Source organism: Hydrogenophaga crassostreae, assembly GCF_001761385.1.
GTDB lineage: Bacteria > Pseudomonadota > Gammaproteobacteria > Burkholderiales > Burkholderiaceae_C > Hydrogenophaga > Hydrogenophaga crassostreae.
Window position 1 is genome coordinate 3,682,614 of the sequence record NZ_CP017476.1, and the last position, 26,901, is coordinate 3,709,514.

Below are 26,901 nucleotides of genomic sequence, written 5' to 3' on the forward strand. Positions count from 1 at the left end.
GCTGCCCAAAAATGCAGCAATTCACCCTGTGCAAATCCTTCCTATGATCCGAACCGATACCCCGATCGCAGCCGCCTCGCGCCCCAGCAGAAACCGCGCCGCAGCCGTTCCCGAAAAAGACCTTCCCCTTGTGGAAGACATTCGGCTGCTTGGCCGCATTCTTGGCGACGTTATTCGGGAGCAGGAAGGCAAAAAAGCTTTCGAACTGATCGAACAGATTCGGCAACTCTCGGTCGCTTTCCGGCGCCACGACGACAAACAGGCAGACCGTGATCTGAAGAAGCTGCTGAAGAAGCTCACCGCTGACCAGACCGTCAGCGTGATCCGCGCTTTCACCTATTTCAGCCATTTGGCCAACCTGGCCGAAGACCGCCACCACATCCGGCGACGCGCCATCCACGAACGCGCCGGAGGCCTTCAGCAAGGCAGCCTTGCGATGACCATGCAGCGCCTGAAAGATGCTGGCATACCGCGCAAGAAGATTGTGCAAACCCTGGCGCAAAGCCATGTGTCGCCGGTACTCACAGCGCACCCCACCGAAGTTCAGCGCAAGAGCATTTTGGACGCCGAGCGGGCCATCGCCGCATTGCTGGCAGGGCGGGATCAAGTGCTGCCACGCGACGAAGCAGATTTCGAACTGCAATTGCGCGCCCGCGTCACGCAACTGTGGCAAACCCGCTTGCTGCGTTTCACCAAGCTCACCGTCGCCGACGAAATCGAAAATGCACTGAGCTACTACCAAACGACCTTTCTCACCCAGATTCCGCGCCTGTACCGCGACCTGGAAGACAGCCTGGGCGAGCGGGTCGAACCCTTTTTGCGCATGGGTCAATGGATCGGCGGCGACCGGGATGGCAACCCCAATGTCACAGCCCCCACGCTGGAACTGGCATTGCACAGCCAGGCCGACATGGTTTTGCGCCACCACCTCACCCAGGTTCACCTCCTGGGCGCCGAACTGTCTGTTTCAGCCATGCTCGCCACTGTGACGCCCGAGATGCAAGCATTGGCCGAGCGCTCACCCGACACCAATGCCCACCGCCAGGACGAACCCTATCGCCGCGCGCTGACGGGCATGTATGCCCGCCTGGCAGGCACCCTGCAGACGCTCACCGGGGGTGAGGCCGCGCGCCACGCTGTGGCACCCCAAGCACCTTACCTCCACGCCAGCGAATTCCTGACAGATCTGCAGACCATCGAAGCCTCGCTCGTGGTCAACCACGGCGCCGCCCTGGCCCGAGCCCGCCTCCGCCCCTTGATGCGCGCCGTGGAGGTGTTTGGTTTCCATCTGGCCACCATCGATCTGCGCCAAAGCTCAGACAAGCACGAAGAAGTGGTCGCCGAACTGCTCGCCACCGCGCGCATTGAGGCCGACTACAGCGCGCTGGACGAGGAGGCCAAGCGCACCGTGCTGCTGCGTCAGCTCAACGATGCCCGTCCGCTGCGCCTGCCTGGCGCGGCCTACTCACCCCACACGGTGAGCGAGCTGGCCATTTTTGACACAGCCCGCAGCGGGCGCGAACGTTTCGGGGCCAATACCATTCGCCACGCCATCATCAGCCACACCGAAACGGTGAGCGATTTGCTGGAAGTGATGCTGCTGCAAAAAGAGAGCGGGTTGATGCATGGCCTCTTGTCAGAAAGCGCCGTGTGCGACCTGATCGTGGTGCCCTTGTTTGAAACCATCGAAGACCTGCGCAACGCCGCGCCCATCATGCGCGACTACTACGCACTGCCCGGCGTGAAAGCCATGGTGCAACGCGGTGCCAGCGATGGCTACTGCGAGCAGGACATCATGCTCGGCTACTCTGACAGCAACAAGGACGGTGGCATCTTCACCAGCAATTGGGAGTTGTACCGTGCGGAAACGGCTCTGGTGGAGTTGTTCGACGCACTCAGCCACAAGGCAAAAAAACCGATTCAGCTTCGAATGTTCCACGGACGGGGCGGCACCGTGGGTCGCGGCGGCGGTCCAGCCTACCAGGCCATCCTGGCGCAACCGCCTGGCACGGTGCGCGGTCAGATCCGTCTGACCGAACAGGGTGAAGTGATCGGTTCCAAATACGCCAACCCCGAAATTGGCCGGCGCAACCTGGAAACCCTGGTCGCAGCCACACTCGAAGCGACGTTGCTGCAGACCACCCAGGATGCCCCCGAGGCGTTCCTCGAAGCCGCCAATGAGTTGTCATTGGCCAGCATGGCTGCCTACCGGGCGCTGGTTTATGAAACCCCGGGTTTCACCGACTACTTCTTCTCATCCACGCCGATACGGGAGATTGCCGAACTCAACATCGGCTCTCGCCCAGCGTCGCGCAAGGCCAGTCAGAAAATCGAAGATCTGCGCGCCATTCCATGGGGTTTCAGCTGGGGCCAGTGCCGCCTCACCTTGCCCGGCTGGTACGGGTTCGGCTCGGCCATACAAACGTTTTTGCAGCGCAACGGCCCCAAGGGCGTAAGCAAACAAAAGGCCTTGCTGCAAAAAATGGTCAGCGAGTGGCCTTTCTTCAATGCCTTGTTGTCCAACATGGACATGGTGATCGCCAAGAGCGATCTGGCGCTGGCCTCCCGCTACGCCGACCTGGTGGAAGACAAACGCCTTCGCACCAAGGTGTTTTCCGCCATTGAAGCCGAATGGCACCGAACCGCCGAGGCCCTCACCCTCATCACGGGAGCGAAACAGCGACTGGTCAACAACGAAGCCTTGCAGCGCTCGATACGCCACCGTTTCCCGTACATCGACCCTCTGCACCACCTGCAAGTCGAGCTGGTTCGCCGCTACCGCGCCGATGAACACCAGGCCCACAGCGACGACAAGGTGCGCAGGGGCATTCACATCTCGATCAACGGTATTGCGGCAGGCTTGCGCAACACAGGTTGACCCCACACCCGTATCGGTGCCTTCCTGCCTCCTAAAATCGCTTCGTGAACAACGCACTAACCAACGCCGATCTCCATTGCCACTCCGTGGTGTCCGATGGCACGCTGGAGCCTGAAATGCTGGCCCAGCGAGCCAAAGCCAATGGCGTCGAGCTATGGGCATTGACCGACCACGATGAAGCCGGTGGACTGGACCGCGCCCTTGCTGCTGCCCGCCAGCAAGCGTTGCCGTTTCTCACTGGCACCGAAATATCCGTCAGCTTTGTGGGCACCACGGTGCACATCATCGGCCTGGGGTTCGACCACACCGACGCCACCTTGCTCAAAGGCCTGAACACCACCCGGGCCGGGCGAACAGAACGCGCCCACCAGATGAGCGATGAACTGGCCAAAGCCGGCATCCCAGGCGCATTCGAAGGCGCAATGAAGTTTGTGGGCAACCCCGATCTGATCTCGCGCTCCCATTTCGCCCGCTACATTGTGGAAGCGGGTTTCTGCCCCGACACCAACGCGGTGTTTCGCAAGTACCTGGCCGATGGCAAGCCAGGCTATGTGACCCACCAATGGGCCAAACTGAGTGAAGCCGTGGGCTGGATTACAGGCGCCGGCGGCGTGGCCGTCATCGCCCACCCCGGCCGGTACGCACTCACGGCCAACGAAGAATTTGCCTTGTTCACCGAGTTCAAAAACCATGGCGGCCAGGGTGTTGAAGTGATCACCGGCTCACATGGCCCAGCCGACTTCGTCAAGTACGCCGACTACTGCAACGAATTCGAACTCGTGGCTTCGCGAGGCAGCGATTTCCACAGCCCGACAGAGAGCCGCATCGATCTGGGCAAGCTGCCCGACTTGCCCGGCTCGCTCACCCCGGTCTGGTCGTTGCTCGAATCCCGCGTGCACTGATGTCGCTTGGCCCCGGCACGGCGGACAACGCGCCGATAGCGCAGGCGAGCGCGCAAGGCATCGTTTTCTTGATCATGGCCGTGGCCTGCTTCGCGGTGCTCGATACGAGCGTGAAGTATGTCGGGCCCTTTGTCCCCATTTTGGTCGCAGTCTGGTTCCGCTACCTCTTTCAGGCTCTGGCCGTCTCGGTGGTGATGCTGCCCCAGCGGGGGCGCAGCCTGTGGCAAACGGAGCACCCACGTTTTCAGCTTTTGCGCGGCGGCCTGCTTCTCACCGTCAGCGGATTGTCATTCCTTGGCGTGCAATTCATGCCTGTTGGTGCGTTCACCGCCTTTGTCATGACCACGCCCCTGGTCGTCACCCTGCTGGCGGCCCTTTTTCTCAAGGAAAAAATCTCAATGCTGCGCTGGGCACTGGTCGCTGGCGGATTTTTGGGCGCGCTGCTGGTCGTTCAACCAGGCGAAGACGTGGTGGGTTGGGCCAGTCTGGTGCCTCTGCTGATGGTGTTCGTCTATGCATGGTTTCAGATATTGACCCGAAAAATGGCTGGCACAGAAGATCCCATGACCATGCACTTCTACACAGGATGGGTGGGGGCCTTGCTCACCAGCGCAGTCCTGCCATGGGTGTGGCAATCCATGCCAGACATCCAGATTCTGGCGCTGCTGTGTTTGATCGGGCTCATGGGCACGGTCGGCCATTTTCTTCTCATCCTGGCTTTCGCACGCGCACCCGCCTCCACGCTGTCGCCCTACCTGTATGCCCAGATCGGGTTCGCCATGTTGTGCGGCTGGTGGGTTTTTGACCACGTACCCAGTGTGATGGAGCTCTGCGGCATTGCATTGATCGCTTCTTGCGGTGCCGGCGCAGGGTGGCTCACCGCTCGTGAAGCACGGCTGCCCCTCACGCCACCGGAACCCTGATCGGGCGAGGCATGGAGGCGTCGAAGGTCAGGTCATCCACTGGCGCGGCACAATAGCACCCTATGTCACAGTTCTTTGAAGTCCACCCCGAAAACCCACAGCCGCGCCTGCTCAAACAGGCGGTGCAACTGCTGGAGAAAGGTGGCGTGCTGGCCGTTCCCACCGATTCCAGCTACGCCCTCGTCTGCCACCTTGACGACAAGGCTGCCGCCGACCGGTTGCGGCGCATCCGCCAGGTTGACGACAAACACCACCTCACGCTGCTGTGCCGCGACCTGAGCGAACTTGCCAGCTACGCGAAGGTGGATAACCGCCAATACCGCTTGCTCAAGCTCGCCACACCTGGGCCTTACACCTTTATTCTGGAAGCCAGCAAAGAAGTGCCACGCCGACTCAGCCATCCGTCACGCAAAACCATCGGCCTGCGCGTGCCTGCACATCCCACGCTGCAAGCGCTGCTGGCAATGCACGACTCGCCGCTGCTCGCCACAACGCTCATTCCCCCCGGCGAGACCGAACCCTGGAACGAACCCGATGCCATCCGCGAACGCTTCGAGCACGAGCTGGCCGGCGTCATCGACGCAGGGGCCTGTGCGCTGGCGCCAACCACTGTGATCGATCTGACCCCAATGGGCAGCGGCGGCGACCCCGAAGTGGTGCGCTTGGGCCATGGGGCATTGGAGCCCCTGGGGCTCTAGTGCACTCTCGGCTCCCGCTATTCGAACCCGTGTTTCGCCGATTGCGATAGGCAAAAGCATCATCTGGGACAATACAGCCCCGTCAACGCCCTGTTGGCGCAACGCGGCCCCTTTCTGCCCATGGATTTCGCACAGATCATTCAAGCCATCACAGTCAACGCGATTCCGCTGTTGTTTGCCATCACGCTGCATGAAGCGGCGCACGGCTACGCAGCCCGGCATTTTGGTGACAACACGGCCCATATGCTGGGCCGCATCACACTCAACCCCCTGAAACACATCGATCCGATAGGCACCATTGCCATGCCTCTGATGCTGTACTTCGCCACTTCTGGGGCCTTCATGTTCGGCTATGCCAAACCGGTACCCGTGAACTTCGGCCGCCTGCGCAACCCCAAACGCGACATGATCTGGGTGGCGCTGGCCGGGCCGGCTGCCAATCTGGTGCAGGCTTTTGCCTGGGCCATAGCGGCATTGCTGTTGAGCGCAATGGCTGTAGAGGAGCAGTACTTTCATCTGGTCTGCCGCGCCGGCGTGTTGTGGAACCTGGTGATGTATGCCTTCAACCTGTTTCCCCTGCCGCCGCTGGACGGAGGCCGCATCCTTGTGGGCTTGCTGCCATGGAAACAGGCCGCTGCTGTTTCTCGCCTTGAACCCTATGGATTTTTCATTGTGATGGCCTTGGTGATCACCGGCTTGGTGTCCACCTATTGGCTGCTCCCGCTGATAAACGTCACCTACGGCGCAATCAAGCTTTTGCTCACACCCTTCGTACTGCTCTTGACCTGAACACGCCAATCCCTCCATGAGCATCCAACGCGTCCTTACCGGCATCACCACCTCCGGCACACCCCATCTGGGCAACTACGCGGGCGCGGTGCGCCCGACAGTGCGCGCCAGCCGCCTCGCCAACGTCGAGAGTTTTTATTTTCTCGCCGACTACCATGCCCTGATCAAAACGGGCGAACCCGCACGCGTTCAGCGCTCCACGCTGGAAATTGCCGCCACCTGGCTGGCCTGCGGCCTTGATCCGGAAAAGGTCACCTTCTACCGTCAGTCCGACATTCCAGAGATTCCCGAACTCACCTGGCTGCTCACCTGCGTGACCGGCAAGGGCTTGCTCAACCGCGCCCACGCTTACAAAGCGTCTGTCGACAAAAACGCGGCTGCCGGTATGGACCCTGACCACGGGGTGACCGCCGGCCTGTTCATGTACCCAGTGCTAATGGCCGCCGACATCCTGATGTTCAACGCCCATCAAGTACCCGTGGGACGCGACCAGATTCAACACATTGAAATGGCCCGCGACATCGCCGCCAGCTTCAACCACGTATACGGCGAACATTTCACGCTGCCGGAAGCCGCCATCGAAGCCAACGTGGCCACCCTGCCCGGGCTCGATGGCCGCAAAATGAGCAAAAGCTACGACAATACGATTCCGTTGTTCACTCCGCGCAACCAGTTGCGCAAGCTCATCATGGGCATCGTGACCGACTCGCGCACGCCTGGACAACCCAAAGACACCGAGGGTTCCGCGCTGTTCCAGCTGTACCAGGCGTTTGCCTCGGCCGAGGAAACCACCGCATTCGCACAGCAATACCGGGAAGGTATTGCCTGGGGTGATGCAAAAGAACAGCTGTTTGAGCGTTTGGACCGGGAAATCGCGCCCATGCGAACCGTCTACGACGAGCTCATTCAGAACCCTGCCAGTATCGAGCGCTCACTAAAGATGGGGGCAGAGAAGGCGCGCGCCGTGGCAACACCCTTTACCGCGCGCCTGCGCAATGCCGTGGGTTTGCGCTCACTCAGCCAAGTCGCGACTGCCACCAGCGCTAAGCCTGCCAACAGCAAAACAACGCTGCCGAGCTTCAAGCAGTACCGGGAAGAAGACGGCCGCTTCCACTTCAAAATGCTCGATGCACAAGGGCAACTGCTGCTGCAGAGCCATGGGTTCGAGTCTCCGAAAGAGGCGGGCCTGGCCATTGGCCGCTTGCGCAAAGATGGCCCGGCCGGGTTAACGCCTCTGCAATCCCATCTTGCATATCAAGCCGATGAAGCACCGCTCGTCGCCGCGTTGAAGGAACTGCAGGCCGCCGCCGAATAAAGGCATTTCAAAGTACTACCATGCATGTCTGTACACGCCTGTCACTTTTTTCACGGGCGTGATCTGCACAAGCAACGACTGGCTAACCGCCTGAGTCGTACCGTATCAGGCCCTGTTGGCATTTACTCCCGACTAAAAAAGGTCTACCCTGATCGACAAGTCTCTCTAAAACTAGAAATAAGGGTTGAATTCGAACGTTTATCGCTAAGGTCAAAGCATTGATCTGCCGATAGGCTTACTTATCAACACGCAATTTATCGAGCCCGACCATGAGTATTTTTGTAATTGACGACCATCCGCTGATGCGCGAAGCCGTCGTTATGCTTCTTCGCCGCTTACGCGCCTCGACTCAAGTGATTGAGCTGGAGCGGTTGGCGACAGTCAGCAAGGCCATTGCTGAACACGGAGAGCCTGAGTTGGTTTGCCTCGACCTCAAGCTACCCGACACCAACGGCGTATCCGGCGTGCGAGAAGTGCGCCAGATGCTGCCAGACACCTCTTTGATCGTCTTGTCGGCCTCACCGGCCTCCGACTACGAAGAACTCGCTCGCGAGGCGGGTGCTGATGCTTACGTAGAAAAATCGGCGGGTGCCGCACAGATTGGCAAGGTATTGCGTGAATTTTTGGCCGAAGAGGTTGAAGATGAAAACGCACCCACGATTCCAGACAAGCTGTCCAAACGCCAGAAGCAATTGCTGGTCATGCTTGATCGCGGGCTGTCTAACCGGGATATCGCCGAGCAATTGCAAATCAGCGAGCACACCGTGAAGGTTCACCTGTGGCGCCTGTTCCGCCGCTTGAACGTCAAGAGCCGCTCACAGGCAAGCCATTTGGCCCGGACCGCCGGATTGCTGGAGCTCTGATTCAGACGCCCGTCAACCCGTCAGAAAAGCCCGGCAACAACTTGCCGGGCTTTTTTCATTCCAGCACGCCGAACTCTGAACTCAAGACCACCTCGGGCATCACCGGATCCGGTGCCGCCACCGACTGTGTGTAAGCGGGCAGCATCACACGAAACACGCTCCCACGACCTTCCTGCGACGACACCGCCAACTGGTAGCCCATGAGCGTGGTCAGCTTGGACACAATGGTCAAACCCAGACCCAGGCTGTCCTCCGTGCCCTGGTGTTGTGAGACGCGAAAGAACTCCTGAAAAATCGCCATCTGGTGCTCATGGGCAATGCCCACACCCGTGTCCCACACCTCGAAAACAAGCGATGCCTCGCGTTGGCGCAAGCCCACCAGCACACCACCTTTGCTGGTGTGCTTGAGCGCGTTGGACACCAGATTGCCCAGAATGCGCCGCAAGACAACAGGGTCGGCCCAAATGGAGCGTGACCTGGAGTGCGTTCGCAGGCGCAACGACTTGTTTGCTGCCACCGGGGCAAACTGCGTGACGAGTTCTTCAAACAGCTTTGGCACATCCACCGACTGCAGGTGCACCTTGTAGTTGCCCGCATCGATGCGGGTCAAGTCAAACAAAGAGTCAAACAGCTCATTGATGGCCCTTGTGGACTGCAACATCCGTGGGGCAATATCCTGGGCCATCTCTGGCTCAGTCACCAGCCAGTCGGCATACAGACTCAATGCATGAACGGGCTGCCGCAAATCGTGCGCTGCAGAAGCCAGGAACCGGTTTTTTGCGGCCACTGCCCTCAACGAAGCCCGGGTTTGCTGGGTCAACGACTCGATCAGCTCTTCATTGGAAAACTGCAACTCAAAACTCGAACGGTGAACCGCGTTGAGGCGCACCCCCATCTTGTAGGTCAAATGCCAGAAAATGCCCAGCAAAATCAACAGTGCCACGGTCTGGTGCCAATACACATAGGCCCAATCGTTCAACCCCAGATTCACGACTATGCCCAAGGCCGTTGATGCGGTCAACGAAGAAAGGTAGGACTTGAGAGCTGGCAAATAGGAGCTGAAGGACCCCAACGAGACAATGCCCTGGCCCAAGATCAGGAGTCCGCAGACAAACTGCGAGGAGGCACTGGCTTGCAGGTAGACAAGCAAAGTCACACCACCCCAGATGAGACCAGATGCACCCCAGGTCCAACCGTAGCGATCGGCGAACAGCTGCCTTTGAGGGCCTTCATAGCTGTCGTATTGCAAGCGGTAAACCGAAATCAGCCAATACCGGTAAACCGCAAGCGAGAATGCAATCACGGCCCACACCACCAAGGACACTGTTGCCACCTCGCTTGCCAGAAGAAAGACAATGACAGGCAAAGCCATTACCGATGCAAACACGGCGGAGCCCAGATTGTCCATCAACACCCCGATCAGCCGCGTGTTCACCCACAGGTCTCTCACCTCGGCTGAAGCGGGCTGGTGTTGGTGGGTCGCGGGTTGGGTGTCTACTAACATGGTTGCTTGAGACGTACGTGCTTCATTGTCGCATCGAGACCGCCTCCGGGCGAAAAAGTGAGGATCTCGATCGCCCCCCATTTCAAGGGACGTCTGGCGCAAAGGCCTGCTAGAATCTCGGCTTCGACGCGTAGAGGCAACAAGGCAATCATGGTCGGATGCACCAAAACCCATGGATGCAGCCTCCTGACAGCCGGGCGCGCAACAGACTGAAGTTGGCCGTGAATATCGACAGCCCAACGAAGTCCGGTCTTGCAAGGATTTGCGAAGTCATCTGGAGCGCTGTTCCCATACAATGCCCGTTGACCAAAGCAAGAGACACGGAAGAGTGGCAGAGTGGCCGAATGTACCTGACTCGAAATCAGGAGTACCGCAAGGTACCGTGGGTTCGAATCCCACCTCTTCCTCCAGAAATGAACGGCCCGTAGCTGCAAAAGAATGCAGCACGGGCCTTTCCTTTTGGTGCCCACCTGTAGCCGACTGTGCCAGCCCCTCCTCCGGCAGTCCGATCACATTCGCTGACGAAGCGCGGGTCGGGGTTCGGCGCAGGCCGACGCCTCCGGCACTGGTGGTTGCCCCGGAGATCTGGTCGACTCAAGGCTGATTAAAGGCCCTCACTATTGAAAGCCTTGCCCCGATGGCGTCCAGTTTCTGAAAAAACCGATGCGTTCGGCGTGATCGGGGTGACTGGAAATTGAAATGGGCAGCGATGCACGGCCTTCGTCCTGACCGCCTTGATCGCTTTCTGGTTCGGCGCTGTCACCACGCACACCTGACTCCGCAGACTCACCCCGCTCTGCCTTCGCCTGAAGCCGCTCGAAGAAAGTCGCCATGACAGCAGGCGACAGTCCACTGGCGTGCAGCATGGCTGCCGCCTGGGCGTCAGACTGGCGTTCAGCGTCTCGTGAATAGGCCTGTGTGGCCAAGGTGGCAGGTACGGTCGCCAAAAAGCCGCTGGCATCACCGACCACCAATCCCACCATCGCACTCACCAGACTAGCGCGCACCATCAGATCGAGACCATGGCGGTGCTGCACGTGGCCCAGTTCGTGTGCCAGGATGCCCAAGGTGGCGTCGGGCACATCATCCAGCATCTTCACCAGGTCGTCCGTGATCACGATGTAGCCCCCCGGCAAGGCGAAGGCGTTGGGCCCCAGCGCCTTGCTTGCGTGAAAGGACAACTGCCAGGCCGGCGCACCGCCTTCCGTGTAGGCGTTTTGAACCAGTTGCTCAAACGCCTTGCGCAGAACGTCCTGCTGCGCGACAGGCAACTCACTGGGTTCCAAGAACAGTCCGCCGATTTGTTTCAGGCTCACCTCGCCGATGCGTGCCTCAACCGAATGCGGAATGCTGTGGGCAATCGCTGTCGAGAGCAATGGCACGCCCCACACCCAAGCCACGACCAGGAAAGCGGCCGTTCCGGCCATGGCGCCCAGCGCGCCACGCCAGCTTTGCATCCACCCCACGACCGTGCTTTCACCCAGACCATTGGGATGCGCCCATGCGTCCCACTCGCCTGCATCGGCATGTTGAATCAAACTGCCATCGGGCAACTCGGCCTGACGAGCACCGTGTGAGCGGCGTTCGGGCCAGCGCACATCTTTCAAGGGATGGCGTTGGGTGGATGAGCCAGACGCTTCCTGAAAACGAACAAACAGTTCATTGCCCTGGCAGCGCAGCCACACGCGATGCGGTCGCGGGCTGCGTCCATCAAACCAGGCCGAGGCAAGTTCAGGGTTTGAAGGCAACATCACAGACCCATGTCGATGCCGAAGAAATCGCCAGCCGCATCGCCCAGGGCGCCTTGAGGGTCCTGGCTCGCTTGGGCAACCCAGTCGTCAACATTCCCCTCGATCTCAACCAACATGGATTCCAGCTTGAGACGGGACAGCCGAACCTTGGCGAAGGGCCAGAAGAGGCCCAGAGTGATCACGATCAGCAACCAGTTCACCAGGCTCATGCGCAGCAAGGGCCACATGCGCAAATCACTGTGCAAACGCAGACGCTGGCTCTGGGTGTTGGACCACAAGAGGTTTTGCATGCGCGAGCCGGCATACGCGCCGACGACCAAAGGCACAACGATGTACAGCGCCATCACCACCCCACCAATGATCATCATCACCGACCAAGAGCCCGAGCTCAACGCAGCTGCGTCCAGGTTGCTCATCGAAGCGCCAGCGAAAGCCACCAGGCCTGCAGAAATCAAGGTTCCCATGCCGGCCAGGACCAGCAAACCCACACCCCCAACTTTGAAATACAGCTTGTAAAACTGCCCAGCAGTGGCGGTGAAATCAGCCCGCTCCTGGGTGAACGCGTAGCCACCATGCTGGTAAGTCTTCAAGCGCTTCCAAAACCACGGCATCAACAACACAAAACCCACCACGATCACGCCAGCCGCGGCAAACATGATCTTGAGCTGGTTCTCGTCAACCGAGGCAACATTGGGATCGTTGGGATCGATAGGCAAAAGCCCGACAAAGGCTAGGGCCGGCAGAAAGAACGGCAGCATGGCCGAATAAGCCCCTTTGGTATCGCCCAGAAAAGCCAGCCGCACCCCTCGCCAACTCGTGTTGCGCAAGCGAAACTGCAATGATGCGCGCCACAGCAATGGCCACAGAGCCATGAACACCAGCAAAGCGATCCAGCCAAACGATGGCAAGAAGTTGGTCACAGCCCAATAGGCGATACCAAACGCCGCCACCACCAGGTAGCCACGAAACATCTTCCAGGAATCGGCATGAAACCCCAGCGGGTCTTGCCCCACAAAGGTGTTGTTCTGGAAGTAGGCCATGCGCCGGGCGCGGGCGAAAGGCAAATACAGCGTGAGTGTGACGAGAGTCAACAACAGGTTGACGATCCAGATCCGGAAATACTCGCTGCCAGAGCCCGTGAAATGGATGTTCAGCGTCTCTACATTTCCCGGTGAGCTGTTTTGGGCAGCCTGCGCAGGGGCCCCTTCGGGTTTGAAAATCTCGGTCTGCGCAAAGTCATCGGGCCCGTTGCTTGCCATGGTCTGTTGTTCTCCCGCCTGTCAATCTGAATTTGGCGGGAATGCTAACACCATGGTTGTACAGCTCGACGCAAGCGCCACAAACCCTTTCGAGCCCCTCACTTCCAGACACGATCAAGCTGGGCTTCACGGCCGCAGCTGAGGCGGTAGTAGTTGTACCTCACAGGATTTTTCTTGTAATAGTCCTGGTGATAGTCCTCTGCCAGATAAAAGGTCGAGGCCGGTGCCAGCTCTGTGTAAATGGTTTTGAAACGCCCAGACTTGAGCAATGCGTCGCGACTGGCCTCAGCGATTTTGCGTTCGGCATCGTTGCCCCAATAGATACCGGAGCGGTATTGGTCGCCGATATCGCAAAACTGCCGGTTCTTTTCGGTCGGATCGATCGTGGGCCAAAAATACTCGACCAACTTGGCGTAACTCACCTTGTCCGGGTCGTAGGTGACCCGCACAGCCTCGGTGTGGCCGGTACCGCCTCTGCTGACCTGCTCGTAGGTGGGGTTCGCCAATTTGCCTGCGGTATAGCCCGACTCGGCTTTCACCACGCCAGGCAGTTTCTCAAAATCGGACTCGGTGCACCAAAAACAGCCGCCGGCAAAAACGGCGGTGGCCGTCGCAGCATGCGCCGCGTTCGCTGCAAGGCCAGCCGCTGCAACCGCGCCAGCGGCCAGGGGTTTGAACCATGAAATGGACATCGGTTTCTCCTGTTGAATGGTTCAGCTGCGCAAGGCGGGCAATGCCTCGCCTTGCGGTACGAAGGCCAATGCCACACCATTGTTGCAGTAGCGCTTGCCTGTGGGTTTTGGGCCGTCGTTGAACACATGGCCCTGGTGACCACCGCAGCGGGCACAGTGGTATTCGGTGCGCGGGAGAATCATTTTGAAATCGGTGGAGGTCCCGATGGCATCGGGCCGGGGCTGCCAGAAACTGGGCCAGCCTGTTCCGCTTTCGTATTTGTGGGCTGCGTCAAACAGCGGCAGGCTACACGCCGCGCAAACAAAGGTGCCCGGCCGTTTCTCACCGTTGAGCGCGCTGCTCCCTGCGCGCTCGGTGCCTTCTTCAAACAAGACCTGGTAGGCCGCCGGCGAAACCAGGGATTTCCATTCAACCGCTGTTTTTTTCAGTGGCATGGGTGGTGCGGCCGTCGCAACGACGGGTACGGCGGCGCCCGCCATCCAGGCCGAAAGGGTTTTAAGCATCGTTCTGCGTTCCATCTAATTTCTCCTTGGTAAGGGTCGGCAAGGCCGCCATGCACCTGGGTCGCACTGGATTCGGTTTTCTTACATGCCCCGTCCAAGACCCACATCATGCGGGTAGTGGATGAATCACGAACAAGCCCCGAAAGTACCCCCAGGAGCGCCTCCTTCATTTCATTGCATCTACAATCATTGCAATTACATCTGTTGACCGAGCAACATGAACGCCACCACAACACCCAAGCCCCAAGGTTGTACCAACCTCCAGTTGCGCCAATTGATGCGGCGCGTTACCCAGCAATACGACGCCGAACTGGCGCACGCCGGTCTCAAAACCACCCAGTACTCGCTGCTGAGTTTCGCCTTGAAATTGGGACCATCGCGGCCAGCCGACCTCGCTGCAGCCATCAAGATGGACGCCTCAACGCTCACCCGCAACCTCAAGCCCTTGATCGCGGCCGGGTGGATGCGCATGGCTGCCGGCAGAGACGGTCGCAGCCGCAGTGTGATGCTCACCCCCGAAGGCGTGGCCAAACGCGCCGAAGCCAAACAACACTGGAAGGCGGCGCAATTGCGTCTCAATGCCACGCTGGGCGAAGAACGGGTGGTTGCTTTGCACGCGCTGATCCAGGACTCAATGGCCTTGCTCGCGCCCAACGACGGCGCTGGCAACCCCGTTTGATTTTTTGCCCCCCTGAAAATTCACCACCCCCATGACCACACACCGCTCAACCTCGACCCAACCCAGCACCGCCCTCATCGTCGGCGCCGGTGACGCCACCGGCGGCGCCATCGCGCGCCGCTTTGCCGCCGAGGGCTACCACGTGATCGGGGTGCGGCGCACCGCCGAAGCACTGGAGCCCCTGGTGAACGAGATTCGCGCCGCCGGCGGTCTGGCCGAAGGCTGGGCATGCGATGCGCGCAAGGAAGACCAGGTGATCGCCTTGTTCGAGCGCATTGAGCGCGAGATCGGCCCCCTGGAGGTGGTGGTGTTCAACATCGGCGCGAACGTGCACTTTGGCATCACCGACACCACCGAGCGCGTGTTCCGCAAGGTCTGGGAGATGGCCGCGTTCTCAGGTTTTCTGGTCGGTCGAGAGGCCGCTCGGGTGATGCGCCCACGCGGCCAAGGCAGCATATTCTTCACCGGCGCCACCGCCAGCCTGCGCGGCGGCAACGGGTTCAGCGCCTTTGCCAGCGCCAAGTTTGCGCTGCGCGCCGTGGCGCAAAGCATGGCGCGGGAGCTGGGGCCGCAGGGCATTCATGTGGCCCATCTCGTGATCGATGGCGCCATCGACACCGCCTTCATCGCCGTCAACTTTCCCGAACGCTACGCCACAAAGGCGCAAGATGGCATATTGGCCCCTGAAGCCATCGCTGCCGCCTACTGGTCTTTGCACCAGCAACCCCGCAACGCCTGGACCCACGAACTCGATCTGCGCCCCTGGTCAGAAAACTGGTAACCCCTGAAAGACCCTACCCATGAGCCACAAAGCTGTTGAATTTTTCTTCGATGTGGGCAGCCCCACGGCCTACCTCGCCTTCACGCAGTTGCCGTCGATTGCCAAAGAAGCCAAAGCCAACATCGTCTGGCGCCCCATGTTGCTCGGCGGCGTGTTCAAAGCCACGGGCAACCAGAGTCCTGGCTCGGTCCAGGCCAAAGGCCAGTGGATGGGCACCGATTTGCCGCGCTGGGCACAGCGCTACCTTGCCCCCTACCAGCCCAACCCCTTTTTCCCGATCAACACGCTGACCTTGATGCGCGGCGCCACCGGCATTCAAATGCGCCAGCCCGAGCGTTTGAACGATTACCTGCGCGCGGTGTTCAAAGCCATGTGGGCGCAGCCGGTGAACATGGGTGATCCCGAGGTGATGGCCACGGTGTTGACCGCTGCAGGGTTTGATGCCACCGAGTTCATGGCTTTGGTCAGCGACCCCGAAGTGAAAGCCCAACTCGTGGCCACCACCGAAGAAGCGGTGCGCCGTGGCGTGTTTGGCGCGCCCAGCTTCTTCGTCGGCGACGAGATGTTTTTTGGCCAGGACCGGCTCGATTTCGTGCGTGAAGCGCTGGGATAAAAGGACCCTGCATTCAGGCTTAAGGGAAAACCCGGCACACTAGCGGGTTATGAGCCAAAAAATCGAGTCCGAGCGCCCCAAGGCAAGCAACCCCAAGTCCCTGAGCGGCCTGCTACCGTTCATCAAGCCCTACCGCTGGCAGATCGCGGCGGCGGTGCTGTTTCTGGTGCTGGCCGCAGGGGCCACGCTGGTGTTCCCGGTGGCCTTGCGCCAACTGATCGACGGCGGCCTGGTGGCCGGCGACCGCAGCGCCCAGGCCATGGGACTTCGCGGCCACTTTCTGGAGTTGTTCGGCGTGGCCTTCGCGCTGGGCATTTTCTCTGCCGTGCGCTTTTACCTGGTGAGCTGGCTGGGCGAGCGGGTGACCACCGATTTGCGCAACGCGGTCTATGGCCATGTTTTGCGCCAGAGCCCCGAGTTCTTTGAATCCACCCAGACCGGCGAAGTCCTGAGCCGCCTGACCACCGACACCACGCTGGTGCAAACCGTGGTCGGCTCCTCGCTCTCCATGGGTTTGCGCAACGCCGTCATGGGCATTGGTGCGCTGATCATGCTGGTGTGGACCAACCCCTATGTGATGACGCAGGTCTTGCTCATCTTGTTGCTGGTGGTGTTGCCCAGCATGTGGTTTGGTCGCCGCGTGCGCAAGCTCTCGCGCGCCAGCCAGGACCGCGTGGCCGACGCCAGCGCCATCGCAGCCGAGGTGTTGAACGCCATTCCCGTGGTGCAGAGCTACACCGCCGAAGAGCGCGAGGCGCAACGTTTTTCAAAAGCCACCGAAAGCGCTTTCAAAACCGCCATCAAGCGCACCAGCGCACGCTCGGTGCTGGTGGCCTTCATCATCATCACCACCTCGGCCCTGCTGCTGTGGGGCCTGTACCAGGGCACACAGGCCGTGATCAACGGCGACATCACCGCCGGCCACCTCGGCCAGACCGTGGTCTACATCATCATCCTGGCGGGGTCCGTGGGCATCCTCGGCGAAGTCTATGGCGACTTGCTGCGCGCCGCAGGCGCCAGCGAACGGCTGATGGAGTTGTTGGCCAGCGAGTCGCCGGTGCAGTCTCCCGCCAACCCGGTGGCCCTGCCCCGCCCCGAAGGCGGCAGCGCGGTCACCTTCCACAAGCTCGGCTTCCACTACCCCTCACGCCCCAACCAGCCATCGCTCGTAGACTTCAGCCTGTTTGTGCACCCTGGCCAGACCGTGGCGCTGGTGGGCGCGAGCGGCGCGGGCAAAACCACCGTATTCGGCCTGCTGCTGCGTTACTACGACCCACAGATGGGCGGCATCGAGCTTGACGGCGTGCCGATCAACCAGTTGAGCCTCGAAGGCTTGCGCGACCGGGTCGGCATCGTGCCCCAAGACCCGGTGATTTTTTCCAGCAGCGCGATGGAAAACATCCGCTACGGCAAACCGGATGCGACCGACGAAGAGGTCAAAGCCGCCGCCGTGGCCGCCTTTGCCGACGAGTTCATCAAGGAACTGCCCGAGCAATACAACACCTATTTGGGCGAGCGCGGCGTGCGCCTCTCAGGTGGCCAGCGCCAGCGCATCGCGATTGCCCGCGCCATGCTCAAAAACCCGCCGCTGCTCTTGCTCGACGAAGCCACCAGCGCACTTGATGCACAGAGCGAGCGCGTGGTGCAAGCCGCACTGGAATCCGCCATGCGCGACCGCACCACCCTCGTGATCGCCCACCGCCTGGCAACCGTGCAGCGTGCCGATCACATCGTGGTGCTGGACCACGGCCGCATCGTGGAACAAGGCACGCACACCGAGCTGGTGGCGCGCGGCGGTGTTTACGAAGGGTTGGCGGCGCTGCAGTTCACAGCCTGAAGGATATATAGCCCCCACGCTCCGCCGCAGCGCGGGTCGCTGCCCCCCGAGGGGGCTGATTCAGCTTGGGGCGGCCCTGCGCTGAATCGATGGCCCCCACGCTCCGCCGCTGTGCGGGTCGCTGCCCCCCGAGGGGGCTGATTCAGCTTGGGGCGGCCCTGCGCTGAATCGCTGACCCCCACGCTCCGCCGCAGCGGGGGTCGCTGCCCCCCCAAGGGGGCTGATTCCACTTGGGGCGGCCCTGCGCTGAATCGCTGACCCCCACGCTCCGCCGCAGCGCGGGTCGCTGCCCCCCAAGGGGGCTGATTCCACTTGGGGCGGCCCTGCGCTGAATCGATGGCCCCCACGCTCCGCCGCAGCGCGGGTCGCTGCCCCCCGAGGGGGCTGATTCAGCTTGGGGCGGCCCTGCGCTGAATCGCTGACCCCCACGCTCCGCCGCAGCGCGGGTCGCTGCCCCCCGAGGGGGCTGATTCAGCTTGGGACGGCCCTGCGCTGCGGTCGCGCAGCGCGTTTGCTTCACACCTCGCCGGTATATTCGCCGCGCGAAGGGTAGTTCTTGTTGATCGAGAATTCGATCGCAGCAAGCAGGTCCTGAAACTGCGGGCGGGCGAAAGGCATCGTCTGCACTGCGCCGTAATGCAGTGTGCCGTCTGGGCGCACGATAAACACGCCTGGCTCGCTGAAGCGCTCAGGTTCTTCAATGCCAATGGAAGTGGTTCCCGTGGAGCCGCTGATGTACAGGCCCCATTCGCGGGCGCTGCGCAGGCTCAAACCATAGGCGACCTTGACGCCGCTGGCGCTCACTTTTTCGGCCATGGCCTTGCCGCGCTCTTCCGTGTCGCTGCTGATCGCCACCAACTGCACGCCACGGCTGGCAAATTCAGGGGCCAGACGCTCGAGCTCCAGCAGGTACTTGGCGCAGATCGGGCAATGCAGGCCACGGTAGAACACCAGCAGGTCGAATTTCTCGCCCGGATTGGCACCAAGCACATAACGCTCGCCGTTGGTCAGCGGCAGGTTGAGGGCGGGTACGGGGTAACGGGGCAACAGGGCTTGAGCGCGCATGTGAAATTCCTTGAAGGGTGAAAGAACAACCATTCTCCGGTACGATTTACAATCATTCATCCACATTGAATTGCAATTCGTACAAATGAACCCCAACCCACGCCTCGATCGACTCTCCGCTTTGCTCGGTGGGCTCGCGCCGCGGGTGCAAGTGATGCGATCGTCACCCGATCAGGCGCGGCTTCGCTTCCCCGCCGAGCCCACGGCAGGCCTGTGGCTGCACCTGGTGTTGGTTGGCGAGATCGAGCTGCAAAGCGACCACCGAAACAGCCTGATGGCCAAGGCGCCGGCCATAGTGATTTGCCGAGGTGATGGGGCGCACGAGTTGATTCGCTCAAATGAAGGGGCTTCAACACCCGACGGCCTGCTCTGCGCCCGCGCCCATTTCGACGGACCAGTCGGCCCCTTGTTGCTGGCCGAATTTGCCCAGCCGATGGTGGTGCCGCTGGCCGATGCCGACGCCTCGTTGCAGCAGGTCATCACCCTGGTGCGCGCCGAGCTGAACCAGCCGCGGTGCGGCCAGCCCCTTTTGCTCGACCGCGCGGGCGACATTTTGTTCATCGGCTTGCTGCGCCATTTGGTGGCCCATCCACGCCACGGCAGTGGCCTGCTGCATGGCCTGTCCGACCCGCGCATCGCCAGCACCCTCGTGGCGCTGCATGCCGAACCCCAGGCCGACTGGCGCCTGGAAACCATGGCCGACACCGCGGGCATGTCGCGCACGGCGTTTGCCAACCGTTTTCGCGAAGCACTCAACACCACGCCAGGCAAATACCTTTCCCAGCTGAGGCTGGCCATCGCGCAACGCGCCGTGGCCTCCGGCGACGGCCTGAAAACCGCCGCGCGCCGCACCGGCTACACCAACGCCTCGGCGCTGTCCCGCGCCCTGTCCAAGGCCCGGTCGTCGCTGGAAGCCTGATCAGCCCGCATGGTGGCAGGCCACCTGTCGGCCCTGCAACTCGCGCAACATCGGCAACTCGGTCTCACAGCGAGCGTCTGCCAGCGGACATCGCTTGTGAAAGGCACAGCCCGAAGGCGGGTTCAACGGGCTGGGCAGCTCGCCGTGGATCTTGATCTTCTTCTGCCGATGGGCCGGGTCGATCGACGGCGTGGCCGACAGCAGCGCCTGCGTGTAGGGGTGCAGAGCGTTGGCAAAAATCGTGGGCTTGGGGCCCGACTCCACCACCCGCCCGAGATACATCACCATCACATCGTTGGCAATGTGCTCCACCACGGCGAGGTTGTGCGAGACGAACACATAGGCGGTCTTGAGCTGGTCCTGCAAGTCCATGAACAGGTTCAAGACCTGGGCCTGAATCGACACATCCAAGGCCGAGGTGGGCTCGTCGGCCACCAGAATCTTGGGCTGCAAGACCATGGCGCGCGCGATCGCAATGCGCTGGCGCTGTCCGCCCGAAAACATGTGGGCGTAGCGGTCGTGGTGCTCGGGGCGCAGGCCCACGCGCTCCAGGCTCTCGAGCACCTTTGTTTTGCGCTCAGAAGCGCTCAGTTCGGTGTTGAGCAGCAGCGGCTCCCCAATCTGATGGCCAATTTTCTGGCGTGGATTGAGCGAGGCATAAGGGTTCTGAAACACCATCTGCACCTGGCTGCGCAAGCGCTTGTATTGCGCTTTGTCACCCGGCTTCACCCACTCGTCGCCCAGTTGCAAGCGGCCCTCTGTCGGTGGCTCGATCAGCGTGAGCTGGCGGGCCAGCGTGCTCTTGCCGCAGCCCGATTCGCCAACCACCGCCAATGTGCGGCCCTGCTCCAGCTTGAAAGACACATCGGCCAGGGCCTTGACGGTCACCGCAGGCTTCATGAAGCCTTGCGACACGTGGTAATGCCGGGTCAACGACTCGGCGGTCATCACCGGATGGCTCATAGCGACTCCTGCGGTGTCATGGGAAAGAAACAGCGCGTCTGCACCCCGTCCTGGGCGTAGAGGCCGGGCCGCTCGGTGCGGCAACGGTCTTGCACCTTGGGGCAACGCGGTGACAGCAGGCATCCCGCAGGCCGGTCGTGTTGACCGGGCACGATGCCGGGCAGCGTGTGCAAACGGCTGGCACCGCGGCTGTGCTCGGGCACGCTTTGCAGCAACGCCCGCGTGTAGGGGTGCGTGGGCGCGCTGAACATGCGCGAAACATCGCCCTGCTCCACCACCTGACCCGCGTACATCACCGCCACACGCTGGGCCACCTCGGCCACCACCGCGAGATCGTGGGTGATCAGAATCAGCGCCATGTTGTGCGCCTTTTGCAGTTGCACCAGCAACTCCATGATCTGCGCCTGGATGGTCACATCCAGCGCGGTCGTGGGCTCATCGGCGATCAACAGCTTGGGGTTGCAGGCAATGGCGATGGCAATCATCACGCGCTGTGCCATGCCGCCAGAGAACTGATGGGGATAGCTTTCCAGCCGGTTCGCTGCACCGGGAATTTCCACCATCTCAAGCAGCTCGATCGCGCGCGCTTTGGCGGCCGCGCCGCGCAGGCCCATGTGCTGCTTCAGCACCTCGATCAGCTGAAAGCCGACCGTGAAACTGGGGTTGAGCGAGGTCATGGGGTCCTGAAAGATCATGGCCATGTCCTTGCCCAGGATCTTGCGGCGATCGCGGTCCGAAATGGTCAACAGGTCTTTGCCGTCGAACACCAGCTTGTCGGCATTGACACGGCCCTGGCCCGCGAGCAGGCCCATCATGGCCATCATGCTGACCGACTTACCCGAGCCCGATTCGCCCACGATGCCGAGCACCTGGCCCTGATCGAGTTGCACATCGAGCGTGTCCACAGCCCGAAAGCCATGGCCCTTGGCGCCGAATTCGACGCTCAGGTTTTGAATGTCTAAAAGACTCATGTCATTTGTCCCACAGATGCCACCGAAGCGCCAAGGCGCCGGGGCAGAAGAAATGCCAAACCAGGGACACCACCGAACCGGCTTGGCCAGGCGGCTGGTGTCGCCCCCTTGAGGGGGGCGCGGGAAACACGGCGGGGGTGTTCCATATCAACTTGCCGTCTTGAGTTTGGGATCCAGCGCATCGCGCAAGCCGTCGCCTACCAGATTGATGGCCAGCACCGAAAACAGAATCGTCAGCCCAGGCAAGGTCACGACCCACCAGGCGCTCTCGATGTAATCGCGCGCCGAAGCCAGCATGGTGCCCCACTCGGGCAGGGGCGGTTGCACACCCAGGCCCAGAAAACCCAGCGCGGCAATTTCCAGAATCGCGGCCGAGAAGCTCATGGTGGCGTGCACGATCAAAGGCGCGGTGCAGTTGGGCAGCACGGTCACAAACATCAGGCGCAGTGTGCGCGCGCCCGAGAGGCGCGCCGCCGTCACATAATCGCGCTGCAGTTCGCTCAAAGCCGAAGCGCGCACCAGGCGCACATAAGCCGGCAGCGACACCAGCGAAATTGCGATCATGGCATTGAGCAGACCAGGGCCCAGAATGGCCATGATGGCAACCGCCAGCAGCAGCGAGGGCAAGGCCATCATGATGTCCATGGCGCGCATGATGGCGGCGTCCATCCATTTGCCGGCAAACGCCGCGGTGAGCCCCAGGATCACACCGGGGATCAACGCCATCACCACCGACACCAGACCCACCAGCAGCGACAGGCGCGCGCCATGGATCAAGCGCGAGAGCAGATCGCGGCCCAGCTCATCGGTGCCAAACAGAAACTGCCACGAACCGCCCTCAGACCAGACCGGCGCCTGAAGAAAGTTCGATCGGTATTGTTCGATCGGGCTGTGCGGCGCCACCCAGGGCGCGAAGATCGCGAGCAAGCCCACGATGATCATGAAGAACAGGCCGGCCACAGCCCCTTTGTTGTGCGCGAAGGCGCGCCAGAATTCTTTGAAATTCATCACTGCACCCGAATGCGCGGATTCGCCACGCCGTAAAGAATGTCCACCACGAAGTTGGTCAGGATCACCAGCGTGGCGACCAGCAAGATGCCGTTTTGCACCACCGGGTAGTCACGCCGGCTGATCGCATCGATCAGCCACTTGCCGATGCCAGGCCAGGAAAAGATGGTCTCGGTGAGCACCGCGCCGCCCAGCAGCGTGCCCACCTGCAAACCGACCACGGTGAGCACCGGAATCAAGGCGTTGCGCAGCGTGTGCACAAACACCACGCGGGCAGGCGAGAGGCCTTTGGCCCTGGCGGTGCGCACATAGTCTTCCCGCAACACTTCCAGCATCGATGAGCGCGTCATGCGCGCAATCACCGCCAGCGGAATCGTGGCCAGCACGATGGAGGGCAGGATCAGATGGTGCAGCGCGTCCCACACCGCGCCGGCGTTGTATTCGGGATCGGCCTTCTGGGCCAGCCAGGCGTCCCAGATCATGAAGCCGGTTTGCGGCGGGATGTCGAACAGCAAATCAATGCGCCCGGACACCGGCGTCCAGCCCAGGCCCACGGAAAAAATCAGAATCAGCAACAAGCCCCACCAGAAGATGGGCATCGAATAGCCGGTAAGGGCCGCGGTCATCACCGTGTGGTCGAGCCAGGTGCCCCGCTTCACGGCGGCCATCACGCCGGCGATCATCCCCAGCACCAGCGCGATCAGCAGCGCCATGATGGCCAGCTCCATCGTGGCCGGAAACAGGCTCTTGAATTCGTCCCAGACCTTGACCTGTGTATTCAGCGACTGCCCCAGATCGCCGTGCAACAGCGCATTCAGGTAACTGCCGTATTGCACATACAGCGGTTGGTCCAGGCCCAGGCGCGCCAAAGCGGCGGCGTGCATTTCCGGGTCCAGCGTGCGTTCACCCATCATCACTTCCACGGGATCGCCGGGTATGAGACGGATGAGGGAAAAGGTCAGCAGCGTGACGCCCAGGATGGTGGGAATCAGCACCAGCAACCTGCGGAGGATGAAACTCAGCATGAGGAGGTTCCTCGAATGGATTTTGAGAAGCGCAAAAAGGGACAGGCGTCAAATGATTGACGCCTGTCCTGGGGGTTCAGGTCAAGTGCCTGAAGGGCCCGACTTTACTTGACGCTCACGCCTTCGAAGTTGTAATCGCCGAATGGGCTGATCTTGAAGCCGTTGAGTCGCTTGCTCATCGGCTGGTTCACCGTCGAGTGGGCGATGGTGGACCAAGGCATGTCTTTCTTGAAAATCTCCTGCGCCTTTTTGTACAGCTCAACGCGCTCGTTCTGGTCGGTGCTGCTGCGGGCCTTGAGCACCAGGGCGTCAAAGTCTTTGCTGCAATAGCGCGCGTAGTTGGAGCCGCCAACGGCTTCACAGGTCAGCAACACGCCCAGGAAGTTGTCGGGCGAAGCGTAGTCGCCGGTCCAGCCGATCAAGCCGGTGTCGTGCTCGCCGGCCTTCATGCGCTTGAGGTACTCGCCCCATTCGTAGGTCGTGAACTTCGCTTTGATGCCGATCTTGGCCCAGTCGGCCTGGATCATCTCGGCCATCAACTTGGCGTTGGGGTTGTAGGGGCGCTGCACCGGCATGGCCCAGATGGTGAGTTCCGTGCCTTCGGCCACGCCCGCTTTTTTCAGCAACTCTTTGGCTTTTTCAGGATTGAAAGGCGCGTTTTTCAAGGCTGTGTTGTAGGACCACAAGGAAGCCGGGAACGGGTTCGATGCTTCCTGGCCCTGGCCCTGGTACACCGCTTCCAGAATGGCTTTGCGGTTGATCGCCATGTCGAGTGCCTGACGCACTTCCGGCTTGGAGGTCAACGGCTTTTCCATGTTGTACGACAGGTAGCCGATGTTGAAACCGGGCGCAGACTCGACTTTGAGGTTGGACTCGGCACGCATGGCGGCAATGTCCTGCGGCTTGGGGTAGGACATGATCTGGCACTCGTCGGCCTTCATCTTCTGGTAGCGCACCGAAGCGTCCGTGGTGATGGCGAACACCAGGTTGTCGACCAGAACGTTCTTGGCGTCCCAATAGTCCTTGTGCTTCACGTAGCGGATCTGAGAGTCCTTCTGGTAGCGGCGCAGCTGGAAGGGGCCGGTACCGATGGGCTGCTGGTTGATCTCGGAGGCTTTGCCTTCGGCCAGCAACTTGGCGGCGAATTCGCCAGACAGGATGGAGGCGAACGGCATGGCCACCTTGGCCAGCATGTCGGCATCGGGCTTCTTCAGCTTGAAGACCACGGTCAGCGGATCGGTCTTGGTGATCGACTCGATGTTGTCGGCGATACCCGTGTCGGATGCGTACGGAAATTCAGCGGGGTAGCCCTTGTTGAACGGCAGGTCCTTGTTGATCATGCGGCTGAACGTGAAGATCACGTCATCGGCATTGAAATCGCGGCCGGGCTTGAAGCTGTCGTTGCTGTGGAACTTCACGCCCTTGCGCAGCGTGAAGGTGTAGGTCATGCCATCGGCCGACACGTTCCAGGCGGTGGCCAGGCTGGGCTCGATCTCGGTGGTGCCCTTCTTGAAGCCCACGAGCCGGTTGAACATCGCATGGCCCGAGGCATCGAAGGTGGTGCCTGAGGTGTATTGCGCGTTGTCAAAGCCTTCCGGGCTGCCTTCGGAACAGTACACAAGGGTACCTGCCGCGTGCGAAACCATCGCTGCGGCGGAAAGGCCCAGGGCCAGAATCACTTTATTAAGCTTGAACATGCAATGTCCTCGTAAAAATAAAAAGGGAAGTCTATTTCCCGCTTGCTGATGTTGACGGCGCGAAGGTGTCACCCAGGCGCCAACTTGAGGAGCACTCTAGCGGCCCCTGTTCTGGCAGGCCACAGACACCCACGTGCACATCGTTTTGATTTATCACTATCATTTTTTGATATTGATATGGTCAAATCATTGCACAAGTCTAAGCCTGTTTCCCATAGGGAATTCCCTCCCGGCACGACCAGTATTCCCAATGAAACGATCCATTGATCCAGATCAGAGCCGCCCCAAAAGCAGTGCCCCGGCTCTATGCGCCCCACCGTCACACATAATGCAATATTCATACCAATCTCGAAAAATGATATGAAAGAACCAACCCGCGACCCGTCATTCATCGACGAGGTGAAGCGGCGCCTCGACAGCACGGACTACCCGATCAATCTGACCAAGCTGGAGCGTCGCATTGCCGCCTACCTGAGCGCCAATCCGAATGCCCTAGCGGTGGACAACAGCGCGGTCATCGCCAAACGGGCCCACGTCAGCCCCATGACCGTGACACGGTTCTTCAAGAAGATCGGTTTCGACAGCGCTGCCGACGCCAGAGACCTGGCCAAACGCCGGTTTTATGATGGCAGCCCCGAAGCCGTGGGGGCCCGCTTCGAGTCATTTCGCCGCACGCCGGGCCGACAAGACCAGCACACCCAGTTCGTCCACGCGATGGAATCCATGCGCCAGGCCTCGGAGATGCGCACCCAGCCCATGTGGCAACACATCGTCAAGGCGGTGGCCCGGGCCGACAGCGTTTACGCCGCCGGCTTCCAGACCATGCGCTACCTGGCCAACGGCCTGGTGCAGCGCCTCAACTACATCCGCCCCAACGCCTACGAGCTCGACGGCGTTGACGGCACCTACGCCCAGCTTCTGACCAACCCCATCGGCAGCAAGGTGCTGATCGTGATCGACACCTTTCGCTACGGGCGCAACGGCCCTTTGCTGGCGCGCGCCGCGCAGGCGCAAGGCGCCGAGGTCGTGGTTTTCTGCGACGACCTGTGCGACTGGGCCAGTGACATCACGCCGTACGTGGTCGCGCTGCCCATGGAGCCCGACCTGTTCCTGTGGCCCAGCACCGCGCTGCACTTCAGCCTCAACCTGCTGGTACAAGACGTGATCGACGAGCTCGGCGATACCGTGACGCTGCATTTGAAACAGCTGTCCAAAGCGCAAGACACGTTCGGCCACTACACCAAATAATTTCGCCCCTCGCACAA

24 protein-coding genes and 1 tRNA gene are annotated in these 26,901 nt (G+C 61.0%); 14 read left to right on the top strand and 11 right to left on the bottom strand.

Annotation, left to right across the window (positions count from 1 at the left end; genetic code table 11):
• Positions 1-43: 43 nt before the first annotated feature.
• From ppc to LPB072_RS16935, 7 genes are all read left to right on the top strand, one after another.
• A complete protein-coding gene (gene ppc, locus LPB072_RS16905; RefSeq protein WP_082876734.1) occupies positions 44-2,878 on the top strand; it encodes a phosphoenolpyruvate carboxylase in 2,835 nt (944 codons plus the stop codon).
• 116 nt (positions 2,879-2,994) lie between these two features.
• Entirely contained in the window at positions 2,995-3,780 is a 786-nt protein-coding gene (locus LPB072_RS16910) for a PHP domain-containing protein (RefSeq protein WP_231943563.1), read from the top strand.
• Positions 3,780-4,703, top strand: a complete 924-nt coding sequence (locus LPB072_RS16915) for a DMT family transporter (RefSeq protein ID WP_066086082.1) — start codon at positions 3,780-3,782, stop codon at positions 4,701-4,703. Before LPB072_RS16910 ends, LPB072_RS16915 begins: the two co-directional genes overlap by 1 nt.
• Before the next feature lie 62 nt (positions 4,704-4,765).
• Positions 4,766-5,401, top strand: a complete 636-nt coding sequence (locus LPB072_RS16920) for an L-threonylcarbamoyladenylate synthase (RefSeq protein WP_066086080.1) — start codon at positions 4,766-4,768, stop codon at positions 5,399-5,401.
• A gap of 120 nt (positions 5,402-5,521) precedes the next feature.
• Positions 5,522-6,190 (top strand): site-2 protease family protein, encoded by a 669-nt coding sequence (locus LPB072_RS16925; RefSeq protein WP_066086077.1) that lies wholly within the window; start codon positions 5,522-5,524, stop codon positions 6,188-6,190.
• A 16-nt stretch (positions 6,191-6,206) separates the two neighbouring features.
• A complete protein-coding gene (locus tag LPB072_RS16930; protein WP_066086073.1) occupies positions 6,207-7,505 on the top strand; it encodes a tryptophan--tRNA ligase in 1,299 nt (432 codons plus the stop codon).
• A 269-nt stretch (positions 7,506-7,774) separates the two neighbouring features.
• Positions 7,775-8,368 carry a LuxR C-terminal-related transcriptional regulator gene (locus LPB072_RS16935; protein WP_082876733.1) on the top strand — a complete coding sequence of 198 codons (594 nt, stop codon included), beginning with the start codon at positions 7,775-7,777 and terminating at the stop codon, positions 8,366-8,368.
• A gap of 55 nt (positions 8,369-8,423) precedes the next feature.
• On the opposite strand, the gene LPB072_RS16940 is transcribed toward LPB072_RS16935, so the two are convergent.
• On the bottom strand, positions 8,424-9,872 hold the full coding sequence (locus LPB072_RS16940; protein ID WP_066086069.1) for a sensor histidine kinase: 1,449 nt from the start codon (positions 9,870-9,872) through the stop codon (positions 8,424-8,426).
• 322 nt (positions 9,873-10,194) lie between these two features.
• Between LPB072_RS16940 and LPB072_RS16945 the strand changes: the two genes are divergently transcribed.
• Positions 10,195-10,282: transfer RNA gene (locus LPB072_RS16945), tRNA-Ser, on the top strand.
• A 207-nt stretch (positions 10,283-10,489) separates the two neighbouring features.
• Here the strand turns inward: LPB072_RS16945 and LPB072_RS16950 are convergent.
• The 4 genes from LPB072_RS16950 to msrB all read right to left on the bottom strand — a co-directional run bounded on the left by LPB072_RS16950 (position 10,490) and on the right by msrB (position 14,093).
• Positions 10,490-11,623, bottom strand: a complete 1,134-nt coding sequence (locus tag LPB072_RS16950) for a M48 family metallopeptidase (protein WP_066086066.1) — start codon at positions 11,621-11,623, stop codon at positions 10,490-10,492.
• Positions 11,623-12,882: a YjgN family protein gene (locus LPB072_RS16955; protein WP_066086063.1), complete on the bottom strand. Its 1,260-nt coding sequence runs from the start codon at positions 12,880-12,882 to the stop codon at positions 11,623-11,625. Before LPB072_RS16955 ends, LPB072_RS16950 begins: the two co-directional genes overlap by 1 nt.
• Positions 12,883-12,980: 98 nt before the next feature.
• Complete coding sequence (gene msrA, locus LPB072_RS16960; RefSeq protein WP_066086060.1) at positions 12,981-13,574, bottom strand: peptide-methionine (S)-S-oxide reductase MsrA; 594 nt, start codon at positions 13,572-13,574, stop codon at positions 12,981-12,983.
• A 21-nt stretch (positions 13,575-13,595) separates the two neighbouring features.
• Positions 13,596-14,093: a peptide-methionine (R)-S-oxide reductase MsrB gene (gene msrB / locus LPB072_RS16965; RefSeq protein ID WP_066086056.1), complete on the bottom strand. Its 498-nt coding sequence runs from the start codon at positions 14,091-14,093 to the stop codon at positions 13,596-13,598.
• A gap of 202 nt (positions 14,094-14,295) precedes the next feature.
• Here msrB and LPB072_RS16970 point away from each other — a divergent pair, with 202 nt between their 5' ends.
• The 4 genes from LPB072_RS16970 to LPB072_RS16985 are packed head-to-tail and all read left to right on the top strand — an operon-like array spanning position 14,296 to position 17,988.
• A complete protein-coding gene (locus LPB072_RS16970) occupies positions 14,296-14,757 on the top strand; it encodes a MarR family winged helix-turn-helix transcriptional regulator (protein ID WP_066086051.1) in 462 nt (153 codons plus the stop codon).
• A gap of 31 nt (positions 14,758-14,788) precedes the next feature.
• Positions 14,789-15,538 carry an SDR family oxidoreductase gene (locus LPB072_RS16975; RefSeq protein WP_066086048.1) on the top strand — a complete coding sequence of 250 codons (750 nt, stop codon included), beginning with the start codon at positions 14,789-14,791 and terminating at the stop codon, positions 15,536-15,538.
• A 19-nt stretch (positions 15,539-15,557) separates the two neighbouring features.
• A complete protein-coding gene (locus LPB072_RS16980; RefSeq protein ID WP_066086043.1) occupies positions 15,558-16,151 on the top strand; it encodes a 2-hydroxychromene-2-carboxylate isomerase in 594 nt (197 codons plus the stop codon).
• Between the two features lie 49 nt (positions 16,152-16,200).
• Positions 16,201-17,988, top strand: a complete 1,788-nt coding sequence (locus LPB072_RS16985; protein ID WP_066086039.1) for an ABC transporter transmembrane domain-containing protein — start codon at positions 16,201-16,203, stop codon at positions 17,986-17,988.
• Positions 17,989-18,504: 516 nt separating this feature from the next.
• Here LPB072_RS16985 and LPB072_RS16990 read toward each other — a convergent pair.
• On the bottom strand, positions 18,505-19,053 hold the full coding sequence (locus LPB072_RS16990) for a peroxiredoxin-like family protein (protein WP_066086408.1): 549 nt from the start codon (positions 19,051-19,053) through the stop codon (positions 18,505-18,507).
• An 85-nt stretch (positions 19,054-19,138) separates the two neighbouring features.
• Between LPB072_RS16990 and LPB072_RS16995 the strand changes: the two genes are divergently transcribed.
• Positions 19,139-19,972 carry an AraC family transcriptional regulator gene (locus LPB072_RS16995; protein ID WP_066086037.1) on the top strand — a complete coding sequence of 278 codons (834 nt, stop codon included), beginning with the start codon at positions 19,139-19,141 and terminating at the stop codon, positions 19,970-19,972.
• On the opposite strand, the gene LPB072_RS17000 is transcribed toward LPB072_RS16995, so the two are convergent.
• The 5 genes from LPB072_RS17000 to LPB072_RS17020 form a co-directional block, all read right to left on the bottom strand.
• Positions 19,973-20,935, bottom strand: coding sequence for a dipeptide ABC transporter ATP-binding protein (locus LPB072_RS17000; RefSeq protein ID WP_066086035.1), 963 nt, complete (start codon positions 20,933-20,935; stop codon positions 19,973-19,975).
• Positions 20,932-21,906, bottom strand: a complete 975-nt coding sequence (locus LPB072_RS17005; protein WP_066086033.1) for an ABC transporter ATP-binding protein — start codon at positions 21,904-21,906, stop codon at positions 20,932-20,934. The genes LPB072_RS17000 and LPB072_RS17005 overlap by 4 nt, the downstream gene beginning before the upstream one ends.
• A 147-nt stretch (positions 21,907-22,053) precedes the next feature.
• Positions 22,054-22,914 (bottom strand): ABC transporter permease subunit, encoded by an 861-nt coding sequence (locus tag LPB072_RS17010; RefSeq protein WP_066086030.1) that lies wholly within the window; start codon positions 22,912-22,914, stop codon positions 22,054-22,056.
• On the bottom strand, positions 22,914-23,939 hold the full coding sequence (locus LPB072_RS17015; protein ID WP_066086025.1) for an ABC transporter permease: 1,026 nt from the start codon (positions 23,937-23,939) through the stop codon (positions 22,914-22,916). The genes LPB072_RS17010 and LPB072_RS17015 overlap by 1 nt, the downstream gene beginning before the upstream one ends.
• A 104-nt stretch (positions 23,940-24,043) precedes the next feature.
• Entirely contained in the window at positions 24,044-25,636 is a 1,593-nt protein-coding gene (locus LPB072_RS17020) for an ABC transporter substrate-binding protein (protein ID WP_066086022.1), read from the bottom strand.
• 360 nt (positions 25,637-25,996) lie between these two features.
• On the opposite strand from LPB072_RS17020, the gene LPB072_RS17025 reads away from it, so the two are divergent.
• The gene (locus tag LPB072_RS17025; RefSeq protein ID WP_066086019.1) at positions 25,997-26,884 is read left to right on the top strand and encodes a MurR/RpiR family transcriptional regulator; all 888 of its coding nucleotides are present in this window, start codon (positions 25,997-25,999) and stop codon (positions 26,882-26,884) included.
• Positions 26,885-26,901 lie beyond the last annotated feature (17 nt).